The sequence below is a fragment of the Hoeflea sp. Naph1 genome, from assembly GCF_046837775.1.
GTDB lineage: Bacteria > Pseudomonadota > Alphaproteobacteria > Rhizobiales > Rhizobiaceae > Hoeflea.
Window position 1 is genome coordinate 738,965 of the sequence record NZ_CP177286.1, and the last position, 23,347, is coordinate 762,311.

20 protein-coding genes and 4 pseudogenes are annotated in these 23,347 nt (G+C 57.8%); 8 read left to right on the forward strand and 16 right to left on the reverse strand.

Features of this window, described 5'->3' with window-relative positions; all coding sequences use genetic code 11:
• Positions 1-34: 34 nt before the first annotated feature.
• The 3 genes from ACK6D9_RS03505 to ACK6D9_RS03515 all read right to left on the reverse strand — a co-directional run bounded on the left by ACK6D9_RS03505 (position 35) and on the right by ACK6D9_RS03515 (position 5,668).
• Entirely contained in the window at positions 35-2,266 is a 2,232-nt protein-coding gene (locus tag ACK6D9_RS03505) for an EAL domain-containing protein (protein ID WP_412050647.1), read from the reverse strand.
• 46 nt (positions 2,267-2,312) lie between these two features.
• Complete coding sequence (locus ACK6D9_RS03510) at positions 2,313-4,115, reverse strand: methyl-accepting chemotaxis protein (RefSeq protein ID WP_412050648.1); 1,803 nt, start codon at positions 4,113-4,115, stop codon at positions 2,313-2,315.
• 530 nt (positions 4,116-4,645) lie between these two features.
• Positions 4,646-5,668 carry an IS110 family transposase gene (locus tag ACK6D9_RS03515; RefSeq protein WP_412050635.1) on the reverse strand — a complete coding sequence of 341 codons (1,023 nt, stop codon included), beginning with the start codon at positions 5,666-5,668 and terminating at the stop codon, positions 4,646-4,648.
• A gap of 148 nt (positions 5,669-5,816) precedes the next feature.
• On the opposite strand from ACK6D9_RS03515, the pseudogene ACK6D9_RS03520 reads away from it, so the two are divergent.
• A pseudogene (locus tag ACK6D9_RS03520) lies at positions 5,817-6,284 on the forward strand (transposase); the annotation flags it as partial.
• Between the two features lie 76 nt (positions 6,285-6,360).
• Here ACK6D9_RS03520 and ACK6D9_RS03525 read toward each other — a convergent pair.
• Positions 6,361-6,579, reverse strand: a pseudogene (locus ACK6D9_RS03525) (DDE-type integrase/transposase/recombinase); the annotation flags it as partial.
• 152 nt (positions 6,580-6,731) lie between these two features.
• Between ACK6D9_RS03525 and istA the strand changes: the two are divergent.
• Both istA and istB read left to right on the forward strand, forming a co-directional pair.
• Positions 6,732-8,264, forward strand: coding sequence for an IS21 family transposase (istA, locus tag ACK6D9_RS03530; protein ID WP_412050649.1), 1,533 nt, complete (start codon positions 6,732-6,734; stop codon positions 8,262-8,264).
• Complete coding sequence (gene istB, locus ACK6D9_RS03535) at positions 8,254-9,015, forward strand: IS21-like element helper ATPase IstB (RefSeq protein WP_412050650.1); 762 nt, start codon at positions 8,254-8,256, stop codon at positions 9,013-9,015. The genes istA and istB overlap by 11 nt, the downstream gene beginning before the upstream one ends.
• Before the next feature lie 209 nt (positions 9,016-9,224).
• Here istB and ACK6D9_RS03540 read toward each other — a convergent pair whose 3' ends face one another.
• The 5 genes from ACK6D9_RS03540 to traA form a co-directional block, all read right to left on the reverse strand.
• Positions 9,225-9,896: an acyl-homoserine-lactone synthase gene (locus ACK6D9_RS03540; RefSeq protein ID WP_412050651.1), complete on the reverse strand. Its 672-nt coding sequence runs from the start codon at positions 9,894-9,896 to the stop codon at positions 9,225-9,227.
• Positions 9,897-9,982: 86 nt separating this feature from the next.
• Positions 9,983-10,720, reverse strand: coding sequence for a LuxR family transcriptional regulator (locus ACK6D9_RS03545; protein ID WP_412050652.1), 738 nt, complete (start codon positions 10,718-10,720; stop codon positions 9,983-9,985).
• Between the two features lie 132 nt (positions 10,721-10,852).
• Positions 10,853-11,992, reverse strand: a complete 1,140-nt coding sequence (locus tag ACK6D9_RS03550) for a conjugal transfer protein TraB (protein WP_412050653.1) — start codon at positions 11,990-11,992, stop codon at positions 10,853-10,855.
• Positions 11,993-11,996: 4 nt separating this feature from the next.
• Positions 11,997-12,500 carry a conjugative transfer signal peptidase TraF gene (gene traF / locus ACK6D9_RS03555; protein WP_412050654.1) on the reverse strand — a complete coding sequence of 168 codons (504 nt, stop codon included), beginning with the start codon at positions 12,498-12,500 and terminating at the stop codon, positions 11,997-11,999.
• Positions 12,501-12,523: 23 nt separating this feature from the next.
• Positions 12,524-15,835 carry a Ti-type conjugative transfer relaxase TraA gene (gene traA / locus ACK6D9_RS03560; protein WP_412050655.1) on the reverse strand — a complete coding sequence of 1,104 codons (3,312 nt, stop codon included), beginning with the start codon at positions 15,833-15,835 and terminating at the stop codon, positions 12,524-12,526.
• A gap of 256 nt (positions 15,836-16,091) precedes the next feature.
• On the opposite strand from traA, the gene traC reads away from it, so the two are divergent.
• The 3 genes from traC to ACK6D9_RS03575 are packed head-to-tail and all read left to right on the forward strand — an operon-like array spanning position 16,092 to position 17,146.
• Complete coding sequence (gene traC / locus ACK6D9_RS03565; protein WP_412050656.1) at positions 16,092-16,355, forward strand: conjugal transfer protein TraC; 264 nt, start codon at positions 16,092-16,094, stop codon at positions 16,353-16,355.
• A 4-nt stretch (positions 16,356-16,359) separates the two neighbouring features.
• On the forward strand, positions 16,360-16,575 hold the full coding sequence (traD, locus tag ACK6D9_RS03570) for a conjugal transfer protein TraD (protein WP_412050657.1): 216 nt from the start codon (positions 16,360-16,362) through the stop codon (positions 16,573-16,575).
• On the forward strand, positions 16,562-17,146 hold the full coding sequence (locus ACK6D9_RS03575) for a hypothetical protein (protein WP_412050658.1): 585 nt from the start codon (positions 16,562-16,564) through the stop codon (positions 17,144-17,146). Before traD ends, ACK6D9_RS03575 begins: the two co-directional genes overlap by 14 nt.
• Before the next feature lie 398 nt (positions 17,147-17,544).
• Here the strand turns inward: ACK6D9_RS03575 and ACK6D9_RS03580 are convergent.
• From ACK6D9_RS03580 to ACK6D9_RS03610, 7 genes and pseudogenes are all read right to left on the reverse strand, one after another.
• Positions 17,545-18,472 (reverse strand): annotated as a pseudogene (locus tag ACK6D9_RS03580) (ArdC family protein).
• A gap of 277 nt (positions 18,473-18,749) precedes the next feature.
• Positions 18,750-18,935, reverse strand: coding sequence for a hypothetical protein (locus ACK6D9_RS03585; RefSeq protein WP_339761710.1), 186 nt, complete (start codon positions 18,933-18,935; stop codon positions 18,750-18,752).
• A gap of 336 nt (positions 18,936-19,271) precedes the next feature.
• The gene (locus ACK6D9_RS03590; protein ID WP_412050659.1) at positions 19,272-19,466 is read right to left on the reverse strand and encodes a hypothetical protein; all 195 of its coding nucleotides are present in this window, start codon (positions 19,464-19,466) and stop codon (positions 19,272-19,274) included.
• Between the two features lie 192 nt (positions 19,467-19,658).
• Complete coding sequence (locus ACK6D9_RS03595) at positions 19,659-19,913, reverse strand: type II toxin-antitoxin system prevent-host-death family antitoxin (RefSeq protein WP_305576714.1); 255 nt, start codon at positions 19,911-19,913, stop codon at positions 19,659-19,661.
• A 107-nt stretch (positions 19,914-20,020) separates the two neighbouring features.
• Positions 20,021-20,608 (reverse strand): hypothetical protein, encoded by a 588-nt coding sequence (locus tag ACK6D9_RS03600; RefSeq protein WP_412050660.1) that lies wholly within the window; start codon positions 20,606-20,608, stop codon positions 20,021-20,023.
• Positions 20,609-21,009: 401 nt separating this feature from the next.
• A complete protein-coding gene (locus tag ACK6D9_RS03605; protein ID WP_412050661.1) occupies positions 21,010-21,261 on the reverse strand; it encodes a hypothetical protein in 252 nt (83 codons plus the stop codon).
• 293 nt (positions 21,262-21,554) lie between these two features.
• On the reverse strand, positions 21,555-22,283 hold the full coding sequence (locus ACK6D9_RS03610) for an IS6 family transposase (protein ID WP_291093503.1): 729 nt from the start codon (positions 22,281-22,283) through the stop codon (positions 21,555-21,557).
• A 30-nt stretch (positions 22,284-22,313) separates the two neighbouring features.
• Here ACK6D9_RS03610 and ACK6D9_RS03615 point away from each other — a divergent pair.
• Both ACK6D9_RS03615 and ACK6D9_RS03620 read left to right on the forward strand, forming a co-directional pair.
• A pseudogene (locus ACK6D9_RS03615) lies at positions 22,314-22,571 on the forward strand (aldehyde dehydrogenase family protein); the annotation flags it as partial.
• Positions 22,572-22,590: 19 nt separating this feature from the next.
• Positions 22,591-23,340 (forward strand): SDR family oxidoreductase, encoded by a 750-nt coding sequence (locus ACK6D9_RS03620; protein ID WP_412050662.1) that lies wholly within the window; start codon positions 22,591-22,593, stop codon positions 23,338-23,340.
• Positions 23,341-23,347 lie beyond the last annotated feature (7 nt).

A 23,347-nucleotide genomic window follows, 5' to 3' on the forward strand; every position in this document is an offset into this window, starting at 1 on the left:
GGACGCATTCTAACAAGACACTCGCGAATGGGCATCAAAATGTCGCGCTCGCTTTCTGCGATGCTCTATGATCCTCCAAGAACTGGTCTAGATCATCCGCATTCATGGGCTTTGAGAACAGATACCCTTGACCGAAGTGGCTACCGAGAGCGGTCACGAAATCTAGCTGCCCTTGCGTTTCAATGCCCTCAGCAATTACGTCAACATTCATCGACCTACCAAGTGCAATCAGAGCATGTACAATCGCTGTGTTGCTGTCCTTCTGACCAAGCCCCATTACAAACGACTTATCAATCTTGATGCAGTTGACCGGATAGTCGCGAAGATGACTAAGCGATGCGAACCCGGTTCCGAAATCGTCAAGTGCGATACGAACGCCCTCCGCTGAAAGACGTTCAAGTATGCCGCTGATATCAGCGTTTTCGGTCCCGAGGAATACGCTTTCGATTACTTCTATCTTCAGGTTGTTTGGCGACAGATCGTTTTCTGCGAGTCCTTTCAGGACTTGCTCAAAGTACGCGCCCGACTTGAGACATGATGATGAAGCGTTGACGCTGACGAAATCGATATCGAACCCAATACGCTTCCAGCGTCCCATGTCTCGGAGAGCAAGAACAAGCATCACCTTGTCAATCTCATTGGCGCATTGCGGTTCATTCAAGGCATGTACAAAATCGGCGGGGCCAGAGATCGAACCGTCCAGGTTTCGAATGCGGGCAAGTGCTTCCACACCGCGCAACTCTCGGGTCTGCAAGTCCAAGATTGGCTGATAATGAGGTTCCAGCCGTTCATCAGCGATAGCTGACATAACCAGCATGACAGACCGCCGTTTGGCTTCAAGAGCGTGCGTGATCGATGGGTCGTATGCTTTCGCCCGGCCGCGTCCATTTTGCTTAACATGGTACAAGGCCAAATCTGATTTCAGGAACAGATCATCCTCGGTCGCGCTTATGGCATCATGAGCCGCGACACCAATCGATGCGCCTACACAAATTTCATGATCCTCATGCTTTATCGACACATTGATCGCACCAACCAATATAGTTGCGAGCTCAGCAGCAGCTTCCGAATTGCCTGAGATTTTCAAGAGAACTGCGAATTCATCTCCACCGAGACGTGCGCAAAATGCGTCGTCGGGAATCGTGTCTACGATGCGCTGAGCCACAGCTACTAGAACCGCATCTCCAGCCAAATGACCAAAATCGTCGTTGATATCCTTGAAGTTGTCGAGATCAATCATCAGCAAAGCAAGATAATCATTTTCATCCGCATGGGCGCTTATGCATTTTTCGAACATGCTGTGAAACGAATGCCTGTTGGCAATCCCGGTCAGACTGTCAATATTCGCGCTACGCCAGAGCCTTTGGTCTTTCTCGTATTGATCGGTGATGTCCTTGACGACACCAATGAGAAATTTAGTGCCATCATCAGCGTACTCGATTTCTGCAATTGATCGAACCCGTCGCTTGTTTCCCCTGGCCGTTACCAAATCGCATTCTATTTCATAGGGAGTTCCGTGTTGAATACATGCACTGACATTCTGCGTAAGCCTCTCCCGTTCGTATTCGGGATAAAAGGAGATTGCTCCCTCAAGGCTTGGTGGTTCAGTACCGCCGAATTCGTGAATGGCAAATACCTGTGGCGACCATTGCGTCACAAGCCGCTCTGTATCCAGAGACCAGGCTCCAATCTTTGACATTCTCTCAACCTGGGAAAGCAGCTTCCCGCGTTGGCGGGCATTCCGCTCGGAAGTCTTCGCCTCAAGTGCGGTTGTGTGAGCCCTGGTTAGCCCAACCAAAATGTCACGAAGCTTCGCGAGTTGAATGAGTTGAGATTCGGTTGCTTTTCGGGGCTTGGTATCAATGACGCACAGTGACCCAACGTTCATCCCATCATCAACAGTTATCGGGAATCCAACGTAATACCGGACATTCGGGTCACCCGTGACAAAAGGATTGCAACTAAAACGCTCATCTTTCTGTGTATCCTGAACCTCCAAAACGTCATCAGCAATAATCGTATAGTTACAGAAAGCTGCATCACGGCACGTATGGCTTTCGTTCAATCCGAGTTTCGCTTTGAACCATTGGCGATCGCGATCTACGAAGGAAACCAAGGCAATTGGAGCGTCAAAAATCAAAGCTGCCATGTCGACAACGGAATCAAATTCCGGCGTGGGCTGGGTGCCCAGAATTCTTAACCTGTGAAGTGCGTCCAGCCTCTCAGATTCGTTGTTTGGAACAGGGTAATGCATTGGCGAAGCCATTTACGAAAACTCTAACAGGACGGGTGACAATTGCTTTGATTGACGCTTAGAATTCCGACCAATCGGCCGAGCTGGCGGTCATCGCCGCGGCCGTTCCCGAATTGCGGACCAGCTTGGGCTTTGTCTGTTCACGTCGACTTGAATTGAACCTTTCAGGTGCTGACATGCTGGTGGCAACCTTGCGAAGCTGTGACGCCTGACCTGTTGATTGTCCGATATCAAACATCCTGACAATCTCGCTCAGGCTATTTGCCTCCTCGGCGAGAGAGCTTGTAGCAGCGGTATTTTCTTCTGACATCGCAGCATTCTGCTGAGTGAGCTGGTCCATCTGATTGACTGCGACGTTGATCTCCGAGAGCCCGGTGGACTGCTCATTGGTTGATGTCGCAATTGCAGCCATATGCTCGTTGATCTTAGTGATGATCACGTCGATTTCCTGAAGCGATTGCCCGGTCTCAGTAACCAGTTCGACCCCCGATTTGACCTCGGTTGCCGACGTAACGATCAACTCCTTGATTTCCTTGGCAGCTGTCGCAGAACGTTGGGCCAGCTCTCGGACTTCCTGTGCGACAACGGCAAATCCCTTACCCGCTTCTCCTGCGCGGGCCGCTTCCACGCCTGCATTGAGTGCGAGCAGGTTGGTCTGAAAGGCGATTTCATCAATCACGCCAATAATGTTGGAAATCCGTTTGGACGAATCTTCGATCCGGCCCATTGCCTTGACTGCATTGGAAACGATCTGGCTTGAGGCCGCAGCACTGGTGTTGGCTTGCCCCGTCAGAGTGCGGGCTTCCTCGGTCCGTTGCGCAGAGTTGGAAACATTGACGGTAATCTCATCGAGTGCCGCCGCAGTTTCCTCAAGGGCTGCGGCCTGGTTTTCGATGCGTTTCGAAAACTCGTTCGCGCTGCTGCTTATGGCCCCGGTGTTCTCGCTGATCGAACCGATTCCGGACAGAACAGACGCCAGGGTCTCAGCCAGTTTGGTGATGGCGGCGTTGAAATCGTGGCGTAGCTTTTCCATGCTCGGCGGAAAGGCCTGTGGCAACCGCTGCGTCAGGTCGCCATTGGCCACTTCACCAAGGCTGTTTGCAATGGCACCAATTGCAGTCATGCGGACCGTGACATCGGTGGCAACTTTGACGACTTTAGTGACTTTACCCGACTCATCAATAATCGGGTTGTAGGTCGCTTGAATCCAGACCTCACGCCCGCCTTTGCCAACACGCATGAATTCGTCAGACAGCAGTTTGCCAGAGCGAAGGCTCCCCCAAAACTCCTCGTACTCCTTTGTCTGAACATAGGACGCGTCGCAAAACATCCGGTGATGCTTCCCGACAATTTCCCCCAGGGAATATCCGAGTGTGCCGCAGAAATTCTCATTTGCCTGCAGAATGGTTCCGTCTGGCTTAAATTCGATAATCGCCTGCGATCTGTCAATCGCTGCCATCTTGCGTTCGTCATCTATCGCCCTGATTTTTGCAGCGGTGATATCGCTGGCAATCTTGACGACCTTGACTGGTTTTGAACCGCTGAAAACCGGGTTGTACGAGGCTTCGATCCAAATCTCACGTCCACCCTTTGCAATGCGCTTGTACTGCCGCTGATCGAACTTGCCCTCCCGAAGGTTATCCCAGAATTTGGTATACTCCGAAGTGTCTCGATAAATCGGGTCGACAAAGATTGAATGATGCTTGCCCTTGATTTCGGAGAGGTCATACCCGACTGCTTTACAAAAATTCTCGTTCGCTGTGAGAATATTACCCTTCATGTCAAACTCAATCAGCGCCATCGACTTGCTGAACGCTTCAAGGGTCGGATTTGATCTGAGATTTGCGAACAGGCCTGACATAGAAGGAACGCCTTTCGAGTTTGCGCTCTCTTGTGGAGATGAGCATTTATAAGCATTTGACGCTTTTCTTATTTAGATATGCACCCGAAACAATAACAACTATTTAATCACGTTAGCTACTATTCCGCTCTACCCATGCGTCGGACAAAGACCGCGCGAGCGGCTTGATTCAATTGGTAATCGGGCGCTTTATTAGCCGAACATGAGACCGGTAATTTATCTGGGGTCAGACACCGGTTGTTAGATCAGTCCAGTCCATCAGAGCATTGGTGCATCTGTGGACGCCCCATAGAATGCAAGACAAATTTTGATTTTATGGAGTGTAGTTGAGCACTGTCATCTGTCCGGCCTCTTTGTTGGCTTTTGAGATGCCAGGGCCAATATGGGAGTTCGTGGACCAGATCCAAATCAGGGATGCGTGCTTGAACACGATGCACCAAACTGGTTCTTCTGATCCCGTCTCATCAACTGTTACGCCATATCTTCCTTTGTCTGTCCTACACCCTTACGACGGCTCTGACGGTGAACGACTACTGCATCACCGCCGGAGCTTTGTAAATTTCACCCGTTGCCATCAATGCCCAGACAATCCGGGCCATCTTATTGGCAAGGGCAACGACAACCAGCATACGTGGTTTGCACGCAATCATGCGCGCCAGCCACGATCCCTTTGGGGCGCCCTTACGCGCCGCATGCATCACCACGGTACTCGCTCCGATAATGAGCAAGCGCCGCAAGGTTCGCTCCCCCATCTTCGACGTGGCTCCCAGCCTCTGTTTACCGCCGGTCGATTTTTGTAATGGCGTCAGCCCAACCCACGCGGCAAAATCACGCCCCTTGGTGAAGGTGGCAGGATCAGGAGCAAGAGCCCTCAGCGCGATCGCTGTAATGGGTCCAATGCCGGGAACGCTCATAAGCCTACGTGCTGCTTCATCCTCTTTGGCACGACGTGCAATTTCAGCATCGAGCTGTCGGATACGTTCATCAAGCGCTTTCAATGTCTCGACCATGATTGCGAATACGGCACGGGCGGCTTGCGGCAGCCCGCTTGTTGGATCATCGACAACCGCGACAAGCCTTGCGACATGCGAAGTCCCCTGCGCAACGGTCCAGCCATATTCGGCAAGCTGGCCCCGCAGCGCATTGATTATCTGGGTGCGTTGGCGGACCAGTAAATCCCGGGCACGAAACACGGCAGCACTCGCTTGCTGTTCCTCACTCTTGACTGCAACGAAACGCATGGTCGGACGCTGTACCGCTTCACAAATAGCTTCCGCGTCTGCAGCATCATTCTTTTGCCGTTTAACAAAGGGCTTCACGTATTGTGGCGCAATCAGGCGGACATTGTGGCCCAGTTTGCTGATCTCACGTGCCCAGTAATGCGCGCCGCCACACGCTTCCATAGCGACAAGACATGGCGATTGCCTGGCGAAAAACTCAAGGAGTTTGTTCCGCCGAAGCTGTTTGCGCAAAACAACTGCGCCAGATGCATCAGCACCGTGAACCTGAAAAATTGTCTTCGCAAGATCAAGACCAATTATGCTAACTTCCATTGTGGACGCCTCCTCTTCTCGTGGCCGTTTAAACACTACCCACTATGGCACATCGATGCCGCCGAGGGGCGTCCACCCCATCAGGGATTAAATTTCAACGTTTTGCGTCTATGCGGTCAGGGATTGAGAATAGGTTGATTGATCCGGTATGCCGCACAAACATAACGACGCCCGCCGCCAACACATCGCCAAGATGAAGTTCAAAGTGACGAACTGGGCGGAGTACGAGGCGGGTCTTCGCCGCCGCGGTAGTTTGACGCTTTGGATAACGCCGGAAGCGCTTAGCGGCTGGGCTGCCCCACGACGCAAAACGAGGGGAGGCCAGCCGCGTTACTCTGGTCTGGCGATCGAAACGACGCTGATGATGGGCATAGTATTTGGATTGCGGTTGCGGCAGAGTGAAGGGCTCTTGAGCTCAGTGCTTGATCTGATGGGATTGGATCTGCCCGTGCCCGATCACACCACGCTCAGCCGCAGGGCCAGAACCTGGAAGCCATCGGCCAGAGGCAACGACCGACAGAATGTGGCTGACGGGCCCATTCACGTTCTGGTCGACAGCACCGGGCTGAAAATCTATGGCGCCGGCCAATGGCTGGAAGAGAAACATGGGGCAAAGTGGCTTTGTTGCAAATTTTCGATATGGCCGAGAAAGAGTCGTTTCGCATATGCGGTCAGAAGGCATCAGCCAGAGCTTAATGATGAACCTGGAATTGCTCAGCAAGCGATAGACTGGGGTTGTAGGAATATCTGCCTTGTCGCTTGCGCATCATTTGAACCATCTCGATATCGGCAAGCGTTATTGTCGCGCTTGAAAATGCCTTGAAGCCGAGCATCGGCCTGACACGTCGCTTGATCCGACGGTGATCCTGCTCGATGCGATTATTCAGGTATTGGCTTTGCCGGATGCGGATCGGCTTAGTATGAATTTGTCGCCTTTCCTGAAGCCGGCTGTGTTGATTTCCACCCAGAACTGAGCCGGGTGGGCGCATAATTTCCATTGAGAATTGAGCCATGTGAACCTTCCCCCAGAGCTGTGAGCGTCGGGGGCAACGGAGTGATCCACATGGGACTTTTAAACATAATTCGGCGCATGCATTTGCGGGAGAAGCTGTCGATCCGTGAGATCGCGCGGCGCACGGGGCTGTCGCGCAATACGGTGACCAAGCATTTGGCGGCGAACACGATCGAGCCAAAGTTTGCGACACCAGAACGTCCAAGCAAGCTTGACCCCTTTTCGGAGAAGTTGGCGGATTGGCTGAAGACGGAGGCCGGGAAGTCACGCAAGCAACGGCGGACCGTGAAGCAGTTGCACGCCGATCTTGTGGCGCTCGGCTTCACCGGTTCCTATGGCCGGGTGGCAGCTTTTGCGCGTCAGTGGCGGGCAGATAGGCAGCGCGAGCAACAGACCACGGGACGCGGGACCTTTGTTCCGTTGTCTTTCCGGCCGGGCGAGGCCTTCCAGTTTGACTGGAGCGAGGACTTTGCCGTTCTTGGCGGCGAGCGCACGAAGCTTCAGATGGCGCATATCAAGCTATCGCACAGCCGGGCGTTCGTCTTGCGCGGCTATCTGCTGCAGACCCATGAGATGTTGTTTGATGCCCACTGGCACGGGTTCCGCGTCTTTGGCGGCGTCCCCGGTCGCGGGATATACGACAATATGCGCACCGCAGTGGATCGCGTCGGTCGAGGCAAGGAACGGCAAGTCAACATCCGCTTCCTCGCCATGACGAACCACTACGTTTACGAACCCGAGTTCTGCAATCCTGCAGCGGGCTGGGAGAAAGGTCAGGTCGAGAAGAATGTTCGGGACTCCCGCCACCAGCTGCTGCAGGGGATGCCTGACTTCCCCGATCTTGCCGCGCTAAATGCCTGGTTGGAACAACGTTGCATGGAACTGTGGCGACAGACCCAGCACGGCACGCTGCCCGGCACGATTGCCGATGTCTGGGCCGAAGAGCAGGCCGCGCTGATGCCATTGCCTGCCGCCTTTGACGGCTTCATCGAGCTGAGCAAGCGCGTCTCGCCAACCTGCTTGATCAGCTTCGAGCGCAATCGCTACAGCGTTCCGGCGTCGTTCGCGAACCGGCCTGTCAGCCTGCGGGTCTATCTGGACCGACTGGTCGTGGCGGCCGAGGGCAACATCCTGTGCGAACATGTGCGGGTTATTGAACGCAGCCACGACAAACTGCCGCGGACGATCTACGACTGGCGGCATTACCTTGCCGTCATACAGCGCAAGCCTGGGGCTCTGCGTAATGGTGCGCCATTTGTGGAATTGCCGCCAGCCTTCAGGCAGTTGCAGGATTATATGCTGCGCCGCCCGGGTGGTGATCGCGAGATGGTCGATATCCTAGTCCTTGTGCTGCACCACGACGAACAGGCTGTTCTCACCGCCGTGGAGCTGGCCCTGGCCGAGGGCGTGCCGACCAAGACGCATGTGATCAATCTCCTGCACCGGCTCATCGACGGCAAGACGATCGGCGGCCCTGATCTCGATACGCCGCAGGCACTGGTCCTGCGCCGCGAACCCGAGGCCAATGTCGAACGCTATGACGGTCTGCGCACGCAGATTGCCGGAGGCCGCCATGCGTCATGATCCTGCCAGCGGTGCCATCGTGATCATGCTTCGCAGCCTGAAGATGCACGGCATGGCGCAAGCCGTCACCGACCTCATTGATCAGGGCGCTCCGGCCTTTGAAGCAGCCATTCCTATCCTGTCGCAGCTGCTAAAGGCCGAATTGGCCGAACGAGAGGTTCGCTCCATTGCCTATCACATGAAAGCCGCGCGCTTCCCGGCCTACAAAGACCTGTCCGGCTTCGACTTCGCCGCCAGCGAGATCAACGAGGCCACGGTCCGGACGCTGCATCGCTGCGAGTTCATGGACGGCGCGCATAACGTCGTCCTGATCGGCGGACCGGGCACCGGCAAGACCCATGTCGCGACCGCCCTGGGCATACAGGCCATCGAGCATCACCGCCGAAAGGTCCGCTTCTTCTCGACGATCGAATTGGTCAACGCGCTGGAACAGGAAAAGGCCAAAGGTAAGGCCGGACAGATCGCCGAAAGCCTGTCCCGCCTCGATTTGGTGATTTTGGACGAGTTGGGATACCTGCCGTTCAGCGCCTCGGGCGGCGCGCTGCTGTTCCACCTGCTGAGCAAGCTTTACGAGCGCACAAGTGTTGTCATCACCACCAACCTGAGCTTCAGCGAATGGGCTACGGTCTTTGGTGATGCCAAGATGACCACCGCACTGCTCGACCGACTGACGCACCGTTGCCACATCCTGGAGACTGGAAACGACAGCTTCCGCTTCAAGGCAAGCTCAGCCGCAGCAGCCAGAAAATAGAAGGAGATAAACCATGCCTTGACCTCAGCCTAAGCCGAAATCCATAATCAGAGGTGGCTCACTTCTCGATGGAAAACCCGGGCTCAGTTCTGAGTGGAAATCAACAGGTAGGGTTTCTACGCCCCGAGGCGGCGCGTACCGCCTCGGGGAGAATCATATTTCATCAGGCTGACGAACGCCAGACGCCAACCCGCATGTTTACATTGAATTTATTCGACATTCGCAACAAGTTCGGTTGCGGACGCTGGAGGGATTGCGCCATCAGCGAGAACTGATGAACGAAAATCACCCGCTGCTCCGAGCCGCGACCGCATGTCAACACTCATATCGAATAGTCCAGCATAGGTCATGACCTTCCCGATTCGCACTGGCGTCCCGAGCAGTTCGAAACGGCAATCGATCGACCTGAAGATCCGCGCCATTCTGGCGTCGAAGACCGATACGATGTGTTCAATGCCGGCCCGCTGAGCGGCTTCAACCATCCCGCACAAGAGCTCGACGGTGATTCCGTTGACCATATGGTTCACTTCTGCACGATCCCTCGCCTCGAAGATCTGCGGATTGACCGCAAATCGTGAGCTCTCCCAGATCAATGGACTTTCGACCGTGCCACCAGGCATCAGCACGGAAAACACGTCTCTGAGCATGTTGGGACCGGTCGTGGGGAGCAGACGTACAGCGCCACGAAGCTGTCCTGACCTCTCATCGAGCGACAGAAGGTAGAGAGGGTCTTCGGAATCGAACCGGTCGATCTCCCGGCCGTTTTCGACTGTGACGTCCCAACCGAGGCGACCGGAGAAGACTTCGGCTCGCATGCGGAACATTTCGTCAAACAGCTCGGGATACTTGTCCTGATCGGCACTTTCGATTGCGAATATCATGTTGGTGGTCTCCGTTCACTAATTGATGACGGAGGCACCAGTTATCGGTTGGGTTTCGTGACGAACATCCGGTCCAACAGCTGGGTTTACAAGGGGTCGAAAAGCAGCCCGGCTCTATGAGCGATTGAAACGGCATGGGTGTTGCTGGTGGCGTGGAGCTTGTGGCGGGCGCTCTCCAGGTAGCAGCGCACGGTGTGCTGCGACAAGCCGAGAATGACAGCGCATTCCCAGGCCGTCTTGCCCTCGGCGATCCATTGCAAGCATTCCAGTTCACGCGGAGAAAGACTTGCAGTCTCGTTCGCATGTCCCTCGATGCCAAGCACACGATCGTGGATGTGCATCGCAAGGACCTGGAAGTCACGCATATAGAGCAGTTTCGCGCTCGCCCAGTCGCGGGCGGAAAGATCCGACGTCACGGAGAACAAGGCACGATCGCCGCGGCGGCCGTGCACCGGAACTGTCAGGCCGCGGCGCCCGATGCCGAATTCTCCGGCTTCACCAAAAAAGGTCTTCAACCGCCCCGTCGTGTTTCCGAACTCGTCCCAATCAAGGGGAAGCATACGGCGAAATCCAAGACGAACAACGGGATCGACATCGACATAATGCCGGTTCTTGTAATGCTCGACCCATTCGGGAGGATAGGTTACGGCAAGATAGGGATCGGTCTCATTTTGACCGGCAACGCCTACACCGAAATAGGCAATGGTATTCAATGCGTATCGGGAGGCCACGTCTTTCAGGAACCGGATAGTTGAATTCCGGTCGGCAATGTCTGAAATTTTCGAGAGTGCGTCCATCAAATCGGAATCTGCGATATTCTCCAACGTCCTACCTTTCCTGGAACCTGAGATTCGGGCGCAATATTTCCATTATGAGTCGCATATGCAATGCATAGTTGTCGAACTGGGCAATTTCTAGATCGACAGCTTCCGAGCGTTGTTTGATGGGGAATCCTGTCAGGTATTAAAGGCGATCACGAGCGGCACGCCGAACAGCGACGCCCAGGCCCGGGCGGCCGCCTTCTGGATAGCGACGATGTTGGTGTCGCCGGTCCACCAGCCGTTGCCCGTTGCCACGATTACGCTCGGCTTGTAGATCATCGACTGCAGGGCCGGCCAAACCAAGAGTTGCTCGTAGCAGATCAGGGGAGCGATGAGCGTCCCGGCAAATTTGCCGGTGGGTTTTCCAAAGATATGGGCCGTTGCGCCACCCGATGCCCAGGGTTGCCACATCGAAACCGGCACGGGCATACGTTCCCGGTAGAGGATTTCTGCGCCCTTCCCTGACACTTCCATCATGACGTTGTCGTAGCCCTCAGCACTGACAATGATCGCACCCCCGTTTACCGTCACATCAAGGTCCTGAAGTGCGCGGACCCAGAGGTGTTCGGTGGTCGGTGTCCAGATCCCGAATGCGCTTTCGGGGAGAGCGATATTTTTCATGCCGGCTTTCGCCGCGTCCTGAACCAATGCCAGCGTGGCGAGATGCTGCGCATAATCCGCGTGCTTACCGGGAGAGGCATAGTTGAAGTGCGTGTCAATGCCGATCCAGCCTTCCGGTGGATGCGGTTCGCTCCAGTCTGAGGACGACAAGGCGAAAACTGCACCTATGACAAGAACAACGACCGGCCACGCCCGCGTCGTCATAGCAGATAAGGTGTGAGCCATGGCAATCAATCCAAACCAGCCCAGGCCCGGGAACAAGACGCCTGCGGCCGTGATCGGGTTCGCCCAACCGATGATGCCAAAAGGCGGAACGCTCATCAGGATCCATGCAAGCGCGTAGCGCAACGGTCGGTGCCATCCTGATTTCCGAGTCCAGAGGACGGCATGAACAAGCACAAACAGAACCGAAGCCGCGAGCCACAGGGCAAGCCCGATCCACATATCACTCGCGTAGAAGATTGAGACGCCAACAGGCAGCCCGCGCGACGCTGCAAGGAAATAGGCCAGCGCCACCAACCCAGCGACGAGCCGGTTGGGCGCAAACGCCCAGAGCGTCGGAAACAGGACGGCGGCGGGCAAGGCCAGCACCTCGCCGCTCCAGGCAATTGCACCGATAGTGGCGCTGCCTGCAACAAGGCCGATGCTGATCAAGCCGTCACGGAACGAAGGTAAGAATGGGCGTCGCCAGCCCAAGAACACCATCGGCCGGGATCGGCCCGAAATATCGTGAGTCATAGGAACCCTTGAATGGTGAGTGGAGAAACAGAAATCCCGGCGGCACTACACCACCGGCGTAGGGCGTTATCGGCCTGCCCGAACCATCGTTTGGCTGGACCGCGGATCGCTGCAAATTCACGCCGTCGATCACGACAGACGCGCCGATTTCAATCAACTGTCCGGGGAGTGCAACAACGGTCTTGATCAACGGACTAAGCCAGCCCGGGCAAAAGCCACGGCGCAGATATCCACGCTCACGGGCCCGTCGAAACTCGTGCGTTAACGGCGGACAGATGAAGATGCGATCCCCGACGCGAATGGCGCGGCTCAGCATCTCTATGCGCCAGATCCCGAGCGGATAGCTCGGCGTCAGATTGATCCTCAGCCCCACCCCATAGGCTGCGACAAACAAGGCGACAGGAAGGAAAAGAAGCGCTGTCACTACGGCAATGCGTCGCCTCCGTGTCATTGCTTGAGCCCTTGGCTCTTACTCTGCGTTTGCCGCAACGCTTCCGATTCCTTCAGTGCCTGCTGCGTGCGTTCCTGGGTAGCAAGCTGCTGGCCCGCCCGCATGAACGGCCAGGCGGCAGCAAGCTTCTGCTTCTCGGCCGGCGACATACCCTTGGCCGCTTTGTCGAAAGTCGAACCCGAGGGGTCCCTAGCGCCGTTGCCGAGCAAGGTCCGTTCTCCGAACCGTTCCGACACCGCCTTGTTGAAGGTATCAAGTTCGGACTTCACCATCCGGTCGGCCAGCGCGAACCCGAGTGCTGCGGCTAAGTCGTTTCGGTCGATGGCGTCCCGCACCTTCTCCATGGCCCGCGCAGCCGCTGGCGACAGCGACGGAATATCGATCGAGGTGCGCTTGCGGTGTCCTTCCTCCTCGGCAGCGTACTTCTTCATCGCGTTCTGTCGCATGTCCAGATAGCGCTCGAGATCGCGACGGAGCGCAGGAATGTTGACCTCCGCTACGCGCCGGTCTTGCCGATCCGCCCGGCTTGCCAGAAGTCCTTCGCGACCGCGCAACGCACCGAAGCTTGCCGCATTCAGTTCGATTTCGCCAAGGCGCTTACGCGCGACGTTCGCGTCTTCCAGAACGGTCTCCATACGCATCGCCTTGAAGGCGGATTCCGGATCCGCATAGACGAGCCGAATTCGGTCGGAGAGATTGTCCCACTGCTTTTGCAGGGCCGGATCGGCTTGCAGCTTTTCGTCGACCGCATCGGAAACCGACATGGTGAAGCTGGGGATGCCTTTAACCATCGGCTCCGCCTTTCTGATTGATTGCCGGGATTGGTGAAGCGGATGATCGACAAGACCGAGCCGTGCGCCGGCGGTGCGAAGCCGGACGCTGAGATCGACGAGTCTCTGTTTCTGCCGGATGGTCCATTGCACCCGGTCACGCATCAGCGCCCGGGCAACGCGAACGAGATGCAGACCGCGATTATTGGCGAAGCGGAGCGCCTGGGCATAGAACCGGCCGCCCGCATAATCGAGGGTCACTTCCTTGGCGTTCTTGCGGGAGAGGAGCTTCTCCAGTCCACCTGCTAGGTGGAAGGATCGGCTGCCGTAGTAGAGGGCCAAGTCCTCCCGGTGCCGGGTCATCGCGACATAGGTAAGATGCCGGTCGAGCGAGAGCGAGGCGAGCACCTTTACCCGGTCGACGGTTGCACCTTGCGATTTGTGGATCGTCGTCGCATAGCCATGATCGAGATTGCGATAGAATCGCTGATCGACGTCCACGCGGTGCACGCCCTCCCCCTCGCCGACGGCCACGGCGATCCTGCCGGGCGCTGCCTCAACGACCTTGCCGATCATGCCGTTCTTGACGCCAAGCGAGCCTTCGTTCTTAAGGAACACGATCTGGTCGCCAACGGCGAATTGCCGGGGTCCATCCTCGGTCTTGAAGGCGTGGCCTTCTTCGATCAGACCGCGCTCAACGAGCTTTTCACGCGCCATGATGTTGAGCTGGCGTACATCGCGGCGCAGATGCGCGAGTATCAAGGTTGATTTGTCCGGATCGTAGTCGCGGTTCCAGTCGGCAATCAGCGTTTCGATGGCGTCAAGCTTGAGCGGCCGCCCAATTACCCGGCCTTTCGCGCCATAAGATGACAGCGCTTCGGCAACGCGCCCGCGCGCCAGATCGAGCGAGGCGGCGCGCATCCAGTCTTCTTTCTGGCGATAGATGGTTTCGAGCTCGGCATAGCCGGTGCGTTCGACGATGGCACGAAAGGCAGCACCCGCCTCGATGGGCTGGAGCTGCTCGGCATCACCGACCAGGACGAGTTTGGCGCCGGCTTTCGTGATCGCTTCGACGAAGGTCGCCATCTGTCGGGACGACACCATGCCCGCTTCATCGAGAACGAATATCGTCTTGCCATCGAGATGCCGGCGTCCCTGTTTCCAATTGAGTTCCCACGACGCCAGCGTACGGGAGGGAATGCCGGCCTCTTTCTCCAAACCCTCCGCCGCCTTGCCTGCAAGCGCGCCACCAACGACGTTATAGCCGGCCAATTCCCAAGCCTCGCGGGCTGACTTCATCATCGTGGTCTTGCCGGCTCCTGCCCGTCCCACTATCGCTTCGATCCGCTCAGATCCTGCCACATGTGCAATGGCCGTCCGCTGTTCTTCCGACAGCCGGGAATGCCGGGCAAAGACGGTTTCCAGGACTTTCGCCGCAACCGCGAACCCGTCCCTTCCCGAAAGCCAGTTGGCGCGGGAAATCATTTCGGCCTCGAGCCTGATCATCCCCCGGGTCGTCAGCCGTGCCGGAACCCGCGCCCCGGTCGCAAAGTCGATTGTCTCGTTAGTGAGTTTCAGGCATTCCGGGCTTTCCGTAATCCGAGTGAGAAGCCTCTGGAAGTTCCGCGGATCGTCGACATAGCGATGCAAGATCTTGGCGATATCGCGCTGATCGAAGACGCTTCGTTCGGACGTCAGTATATCGAAAACGAGTTCAGGCCTGTGCTCGATCCGGGCGGCGTTCTTTTCCCGTTGGGCCTCATGCAATGCCAGCCGTTCGAGATCGATCCTGGTTCCCGCATCGCTCGCTTTGCGCTGTAGCGCCTTGGCCGCAACGCCGATATGGGTTGTCGGCTCGATGTCGATGCCACGTTCGGCGTAGGACCGGCCATCGACACGGATTTCGAGACCGGCCATTGCCAGGTGATGGTTTTGGAGATCGAGCCATCTCCGCCGCTGTTCGAGGAATTCCGCCTTCTCGCCGGACCAAAGTTTGTATTGGATTTTCCCGGTCTTGGTTCGAACCGGATTTCCATCCGGGCCAATCACCGCGACCTTCTTGGAACCGAACCCGTCCTGGGTGAGCGGACGCAATGTCGTCATCAGATGGATATGCGGATTGCCGGGATCGTTATGGAAGACCCAATCGGCCACTTGCCCGCGAGCGAGCACCTGCTCTGCGACGAACTGCTGGACGAGCGCGATGTTCTGGTCGCGAGTAAGCTCGACGGGCAAAGCGACAATGAATTCCTTGGCGAGCTGGGCGTCGCTGCGTTTCTCGAACGCCTCGACCTTGTTCCAGAAAGCTTCCACTGCCCCAGCAACCGAACGATCGGCGATCATCTCCCGCACCCATTTCGGCGCATCGGCAGGCAACAGGAATTCTTCATGGGCCAGGTTCTTCTTGTTTGAATAGTCGACGGTGCGCGCTTCCGCCTCGTGGCTCATTTTCGCGCAATGGCGATAGGCTGCGGACAGAACGGCGCTGCGGCCATTTCCACGGGAAATAAGCTGGGGTGTAAAATGCGTGATCGCCACGGTTCATCAGGCTCCTGCGAGACAAGTTCATCCTTGTTCCGCAGGCCGCCGCCCCGGCCCGACTGGGGCCGCAGCGAGCCACGTCGCCCCAGCGACGTATTACTGCGCCCTTGGACGCATTCCTTCGGAACGCAGGGATGATCTCTCAAAGCGTCGGATCTGCCGACCCGGCATTTCTGCCGGGATGCGCTTCACGCGCTCCCGGGCGATTCTCCTCATGCCTTCGGGGCATTCGTGACAATCGGGAGCAAACGGAATGAAGAAGCCATCATCCAGAATCAAAGAAGAGATCGCCAAACTCCAGGAGCAGCTGAAGGCCGCAGAGACGCGTGAGGCCGAACGGATCGGCCGGATCGCGCTCAAGGCCGGGATTGGCGAAGTCGAAGCCGACGAGGGCAAGCTGCTGACGGCGTTTGAGGACCTGGCCAAACGGTTTCGTGAGCGCGGCAGCGAGACCCGGAAACTCCCTCCCGCGCAAAACCCGTCTGGCGCGGCTTCGCGCGCAAATAGCGAGGCTTGAGCGCATGCGACAAGCAAGCCAATCGGAAAAGCGCAGGAAAGACACGCGCGAGAAAATCCAGCTCGGCGGCCTGATTGCCAAGGTAGGCTTGCGCTACGAGAAGCGAGCGCTCCTGCTTGGCCTTCTGATTGACGGCGCGCGGAGGATCAACGCGGATGAGAGGGAGCGCGATCGGTTGACGGCGATTGGAGCGGAGGCGTTTTCCGATGACACCGAGTAAGCTCATTCTTCTGCTTGCGCCCGTCGGCATGATGATCGCCGTCTGCATCGGGTTAAAAGGTTCCGAAGCCTGGTTGGCGCAATTTGGAAATTCGGTTGAGACGCAACAGACGTTTGGGCGGATCGGCATCGCCGTACCCTATGGCCTAGCCGCGGGTCTCGGCATCGTTTTCCTGTTTGCAGCGCGCGGAGCAATGGCGATCAAGTTCGCCGGCTACGGTGTTCTGACCGGTGCAATTGCCGTGATCGCCGTTGCCGCGACGCGGGAATTTACACGCCTCAGCGGTTTTGCAGATACGGTTCCGGCGGGACACAGCCTGCTCGAATATGCCGATCCTTCAACCGGCATCGGCGCAATGCTCTGCTTCATCGCCGGCATGTTTGCGCTGCGCGTCGCTCTCAGTGGTGATGCAGCGTTTGCAACAATGAAGCCGCGGCGGACGACGGGAAAGCGCGCAATCCACGGATCGGCCGACTGGATGTCCGTCACCGCCGCCAAGAATATGTTCGGCGAGGGCGAGCGAGGCGAAGCCGTTTTCCGGTCAGACATGCCTCAATCGAGACCGCATTGAGCGGCGCATTGGTAACATTTGAACGGGTGTGAAGACCGGCAACCGTCGTGTCGCAACTCCGGATCCGGAATATGATCGGACAGCATAACATGAAACCCTTGCCAACGACGAGGTTACCACGTGGCGCTGTCGAGCCTTTCTCACAGAATGCGACACCGCTCTCATCCCCCACAGTGCGTTGAACTAAGTTTGGATGTTGTGGCGATCGAAAGGGAATGAGCAGGTACATCGACGCAAGGGCCGTGATGACCAAAGCCTTTTGATCCCTTATTCACAACCTCGATATAGCCGATGAGGAAGCGGTATCATTGCTGTGGCAGACACGAGCACTGCAAAGCCGGGATACAGCCCGGCGGAGAGCTGATCGCACTCCGCCAGGGTCATTCGGAAGGAATGCATTACGCCGCCTCTTGCTCTTCAGTAAGCTGAGCCGGTTGAAGACCATGAAGATAGGTGACGGCGCGTTGTGCATGCGCCGCCGCCTGAAAGATCGCCCGCTTGTCGTCCTTGAGGACCTTCAGCCAGGAGTGGAGGTAGCTGGCATGATCCGGCCGGGGCTCCAGCTCAGGCACGATGCCGAGATCGGCGCACAGGAAACAACTTCCGAGCTCCGCCACATATCCCGCGAGCACGGTCGGAACGATCCTTGTGATAACGCGAAAGATCGCGTCCGACCCGGTGTGCTGGCGCTGTCCAGTGGGTTGCCTCGTGGCTGAGCACAGCGACGTAGGATTGCGCATCCCGGAAGCTTTCGAAGGGCGGCATCTGGATGTGGTCGCTTGCGGGAGCGAAGAAGGCTTTTGCGCCGCCGTGGCGGATCACAGCGCCGGTATGTTCGAAGAAGCGGTCCGCGTGCTCGATGCGCGATATCGGATCGGTGATCTTGTCCGGCCGGTGATAAAAGTGCTCAGGCAATCCATCGATCTGATCGCAGTTGAAGACGGTGTAGGTCTTGAGGAACGGGATATCCCGCTCGACCTCGTCGCCACGGGAATCCGTTTCGGTCTTGGTGAAGCGGCTGGCATAGACGACGGTTGCGCCGGTCTCGCCCTTGCGCACCTGTGCCCCGATCTGACCGGCCTGCCGGTAGGTCATCCAGAGTGGCGCTTCGAAGCCTCGGGCGAGGCTTTCCGACCAGAGGAGAAGCACATTGATGCCCGTGTACGGCTCGCCGGTGTGCCGGAGTGGTCGCGTGATCCGGCCTTCGAGCCCGCCCGCGCTCCAGGGTTTCATCCAGGGCCGGACACCTTTTTCCAGTTCAGTGATAATCGTCTCGGTGATCCGCGCATAGATATCGACGCGCGGGCTTTTCTCTTTCCTTCTCATTTTCAGACCTCCTGATTTCACGACCGCGCCGATCGCGGTCCGTCACGAGGTCCGAAAACGGCGGGGCTCAAGGCCGGAGCGGCACCCGAGCCGAGGTCCTGGTGCGCGCAGCGTGGCGGGGTGGCGGAGGGCCGGAACGAAGAGAAGGACGGCAAAGCCGTTGCTGCTGCTGCCGGCTCCGCCCGGACCTTTTTCGGGACGGACCGCGATCGGGGCATCCGCGCAGTGGAAAAGGCGGCGCTCGGCGCCGCCGTTGAGGAGTGAGATGATTGGTGGGTCAGTGAACCGGGTGACCGCCGGTGTAGGGGTCGTATTCGAAGAGGATGACGATCTCTGCCTCTTCGACTTCGTCGGCAGGGAGGACGCCGTATTCGCCGTCGGACTTGAAGAGGACGATCGGGGTCATGAGGGTGCGAGCGAGGTTCCAGGCGTGTTTTTGGGCGAGGGAAAGATCGTGCTGCATGTAAGGGCTCCATCGTTGGAGCGGGCCAATCCCGCTCTTGATGGCTCCGTCAGTGTGCGGCTTAGCGGACGCGATCACCGCGGAGGCCAAAGCCAAGCGGCCGCCGCTTGCGAGCGGACCCTTTACGGGTTGATCGTGGAAGTCCGCGCCGCACCAGGAATGCCATCCCTCAAAAAAGCGGGATTGGGTTGCGTCCGAGATAGAGTTCTGGCCATGTGCAGTCGGATTGGCCGGGCCGAGGCTGGATCGCCAGGTACACTCTCCGGTCGCCTGATGACAGGCCTCACACAGTGCGGGATACGAGGACTTCTTGTCGGGGAGTGTTCCGAGCAGAAATCAAGTCCGTTTCACGGCCTTGATCGCGGACGCGCCGGCCGCTTGCTTGATTGTCGTGGCTATCTCGCGGAGGAACGCCGCGCTGACAGAACCGATCGGCTCGGTGGACACGAAATCATAGTCCTTATCCATCTCGACGCGATTGAACTCGTCGAGAATGATCCAGCATGGGGTTTGAGCCCAATGCGCCGGCACTCGATTTCAGGGACAGTAAGCGCAAGCTGGCCGTCGAGCGGCGGCCTGGAGGTAAAAGGAAAGAGAAACACGACATCAGGATTGCCGGATGTTTTGATGACGATGCAGACTGGGCGCGGTTTCCGGCCGGATTCCTCGCCCTTCTGAGCTTCGCGATGCCAGAGATAATGAAACTCGGCGACGTCGCCCTGCTCAAGCATCGTCTTTGGCAGGTTCGAGAATGGCGTCAATGCCGGATATCAATTCCGCACTGACATCGTCCGGCGCATCATGCAGGGAATATGACTTCGTCGGGCTCGGTTCGCCGCGCATCCTGTGATAGTCGCGGGCGGAGAGAACAAAGAGCTTCTCCTTGCCGTGCTTGGTGAGCACGACCGGTTCGATCATCGCCGCCTCAAGAATTTCACCCGAAGAGCGGTTCATGTCGGAAAAAGTGTAGTGCTTCATCTCATGGCTCCTGTATTTCACGTAAAATAGGTATTTTACGTTGTTTTGTCAATTCGAGTCTTCGTGTCGACAAAAATGGGGCGAAGCCGAAGCTCCGCCCGTATTGCCTAGCTGAGTGCGGCCATCTGCAGCTCAGTCGCCTTGCGATCGACGGTCTGGCCGGGGTTCTCGACCTGCCGTTGGAAAGGCCTCCAGGCCTCGCCAATCACCTGTTCGTAAGCGGTGACAACGCCTTCGGCAGCGCAGCGGAGCGCGTGAGCCTGCAGGCCCATATCGGCTGCGAATTCGCGCTTGCGTTGGGCTGCCCCAACGAAGCCGACCGGGCCATTGATGTCCTCGTCCCGAGTGTCATTGGATCCCTTGGCCGTGGCATCGCGGGCCTCGGTCACGGCGCGGCTGTAGAATTGTCCGGCCCCGTGGGCGGAGCCGACAAACGAACCGACGATGCGCTGCAGGTGGATCTGCATCGCCCGTTCGCCGAGACCCTCGTTGAGGGCGTCGGCCGTGTCGACGATGATCTTGTGATGGAGATCGCGAATGCCGTCACCGTCGATCACGGGAAGACCGAAGCTTTCGGAGATGAGGGAGGCCTGAGCGCTATCGGGGCAGGCAAGTCGGACCATTTCGAGCGAAGCGCCCTTGCGAAGCTGGGTGACCTTGGCGGATTGACGGGAAGAACGAGCGGTACTGGTCATGTGAGTTTCCTTTCCTTCACGGTATGGCCGAAGGCTCAAGCCGGATTGCCGGCCTTCCCTTCGGGCGCGGTCAGGAAAAACCGGTGGAAAGACGGAGGCTTCAGGGTCCGCGCGGACCGGACCAAGCGAACCTGTCCTGCGGGTCAGCAGGGCTTTCAGCCCTTGCGCCATACCGCGGGACCGGCTTGGCGAGGATGGTCCGCGCGGCCGCACCGCGGCGCGTCAGCGGCCTTGAAGGCTCCGTCCGCCGGTTTACGACCGCAGCCTGTCCCGAAGGGAAGGCCGGCAGACATGGCGCTCCACTGGCGGCGATGTGTAAAGGAAATGACGATTGCCAAACGGACCGCTCACCCGACCAAACCACCGCTGCGTCCACCGATGCGGTTCGGGAGAACGCTGCGCTAATCCTTGCCTACCGGCCATTGCGGGAAGGGCATGCTTCCGGGTTCATAGTCTGGCGGGATGGCGGCAGGGGTCATGGACGCCGCAAGGTCCTCGCCGGCGACGGCCCAGTCGATGATGGCAACGTTGGCCTGATCGGGAAATGGTGACGATCCGTCAAGATGGGCTTCGAGCGCTTCGGCGATGTGCGCACGGGGATTGGTGGTATCGGCCGTCACTAGAATATGGGCTGCAACGAGCCATGTGGTCATGGTCTGGGTCTCCTGTTCGGGGTCATGAAGCGGGGAGCGTGGATCGACGTCAGAGCCGCACGCTTCCACGCGTCGGCCCCCGCGAACCGGGTGCTGTGCCGCCTGTGATGGATGATGAGCTTCGGATAGGCGCACTCCATCCGGAAGCTGGCGTGCCAGCCGAAGGCAATGGCGATCAATTTCCAGGGGACGGACATCAGCGCCCCCATACGATAAAGCTGGAGGGCCCGTCATAGACATGGTAGCGTCGCCTTAACCTGGGTTTGGCACAGGTTGCCCTTTATGGGCCTGTTTCATGAGGCCGCCGACAGAGCGACTTCGCTCCAAACCGCCATCGCGGCAGCGCGGATATCACGGTGATCGGCGGCTTTCAGATGTTTGCGGTGAAGATGGAAAAGGTTGGCGATCGGGCCGTGGATGGAAACGAAGCGCTGGCATTGTCGTGCTGACTTGAACCGCATCATTCCTCGTTCTCGTCGTCGAACAGCCAGATGCGAATTCTCCGCACGGTTGTTCAGACCCTTATGCGAACGATGCTCGACACCTGGCATAATTTCCCTTTTGGCTGCATCATAGGATTTGAGCTTGTCGGTGATTATCACGCGGGGCCTGATGCCTTGGTCTTTGAGCAGTTTTCGCATCAGTTTGAGAGCCGCCTTCTTGTTCCGACGGCTCTGGATCAGAGCATCGAGAACATAACCATCGGCGTCGACGGCCCGCCATAGCCAGTGTTTCTTGCCCTTGATGGAAATGACCATTTCGTCGAAATGCCACTTGCTGGCAAAGTTTTCCCTGGATCGCCGCCGGACGCAGCGGGCATATTCTTGGCCGAACTTGGTGGCCCATTCGGAGATTGTCTGGAACGAAACTGCGATGCCACGCTCAGCCAGCAGATCTTCTACATGACGCAGGCTCAGGGGAAAGCGGAAATAGAGCCAAACTGCATGCGCTATAATCTCGGCAGGAAAACGATGACGCTTATATCGAGGCGTCGCAATATCGGTCGGCGGGTTCGGGCTCATGCCGGAAAATACCGCCCTATATGTTAAGGCGACGCTACCGTTGCTATCGCCAATGGCACCGATTACGGCCTTGTCGCCGGGGTCTGGACCCGCGATGGCGGACGCCAGATGCGGCTGGCGCGGTCGATCCGCTCCGGCCAGGTGTTCGTCAACAATTACGGTGCCGGCGGTGGCGTCGAATTGCCTTTTGGCGGCGTCGGCAAGTCCGGTCACGGCCGCGAGAAGGGTTTCGAGGCGCTGTACGGATTTTCGGCGCTCAAGACCGTGGCCGTCTGGCATGGCCAATAAAACAATCAGGGAGAATTCGATGAGACTTGAAGGCAAGACCGCGCTGGTAACCGGCGGCGCGTCCGGGTTCGGTGCCGGCATCACCCGCAAATTTGTCAGTGAAGGCGCGCGCGTCGCCATTGCCGACATCAATCCCGACGCGGCCGCCAAACTGGCATCAGAGCTTGGCGACAACGCCTTTGCCGTCACCGTCGACGTATCCCGCAATGACAGCGTCGCGGCGATGGCAAAGACCGTGTTCGACCGCTTTGGCGGGGGCCTCGATATTCTGGTCAACAATGCCGGCATCACCCATCTGCCCGCAGCCATGGAAGACATCACCGAGGATGACTTCGACCGCGTGTTGGCTGTCAATGTAAAGTCAGTTTACCTCACCGCACGCCACTTTGTTCCGGTCATGAAACAAAAGGGCGCGGGCGCTATTCTCAACGTCGCCTCCACCGCCGGCGTCAGCCCGCGGCCACGGCTGAGCTGGTACAACAGCTCCAAGGGCTGGATGATTACCGCCACCAAATCGATGGCCGTCGAACTGGCGCCGTCAGGGGTCAGGGTCAATGCCATCAACCCGGTGGCCGGCGAGACCCCGTTGCTCAAATCATTCATGGGCGAGGACACCCCCGAGATCCGCGCCAAGTTCCTCTCGACCATTCCGCTGGGCCGGTTTTCGACGCCCGAGGACATGGGCAATGCTGCCTGTTTTCTCTGTTCAGACGAGGCCGCGATGATCACCGGCGTCGCCATGGAGGTCGATGGCGGCCGTTGCGTCTAGCAGACCA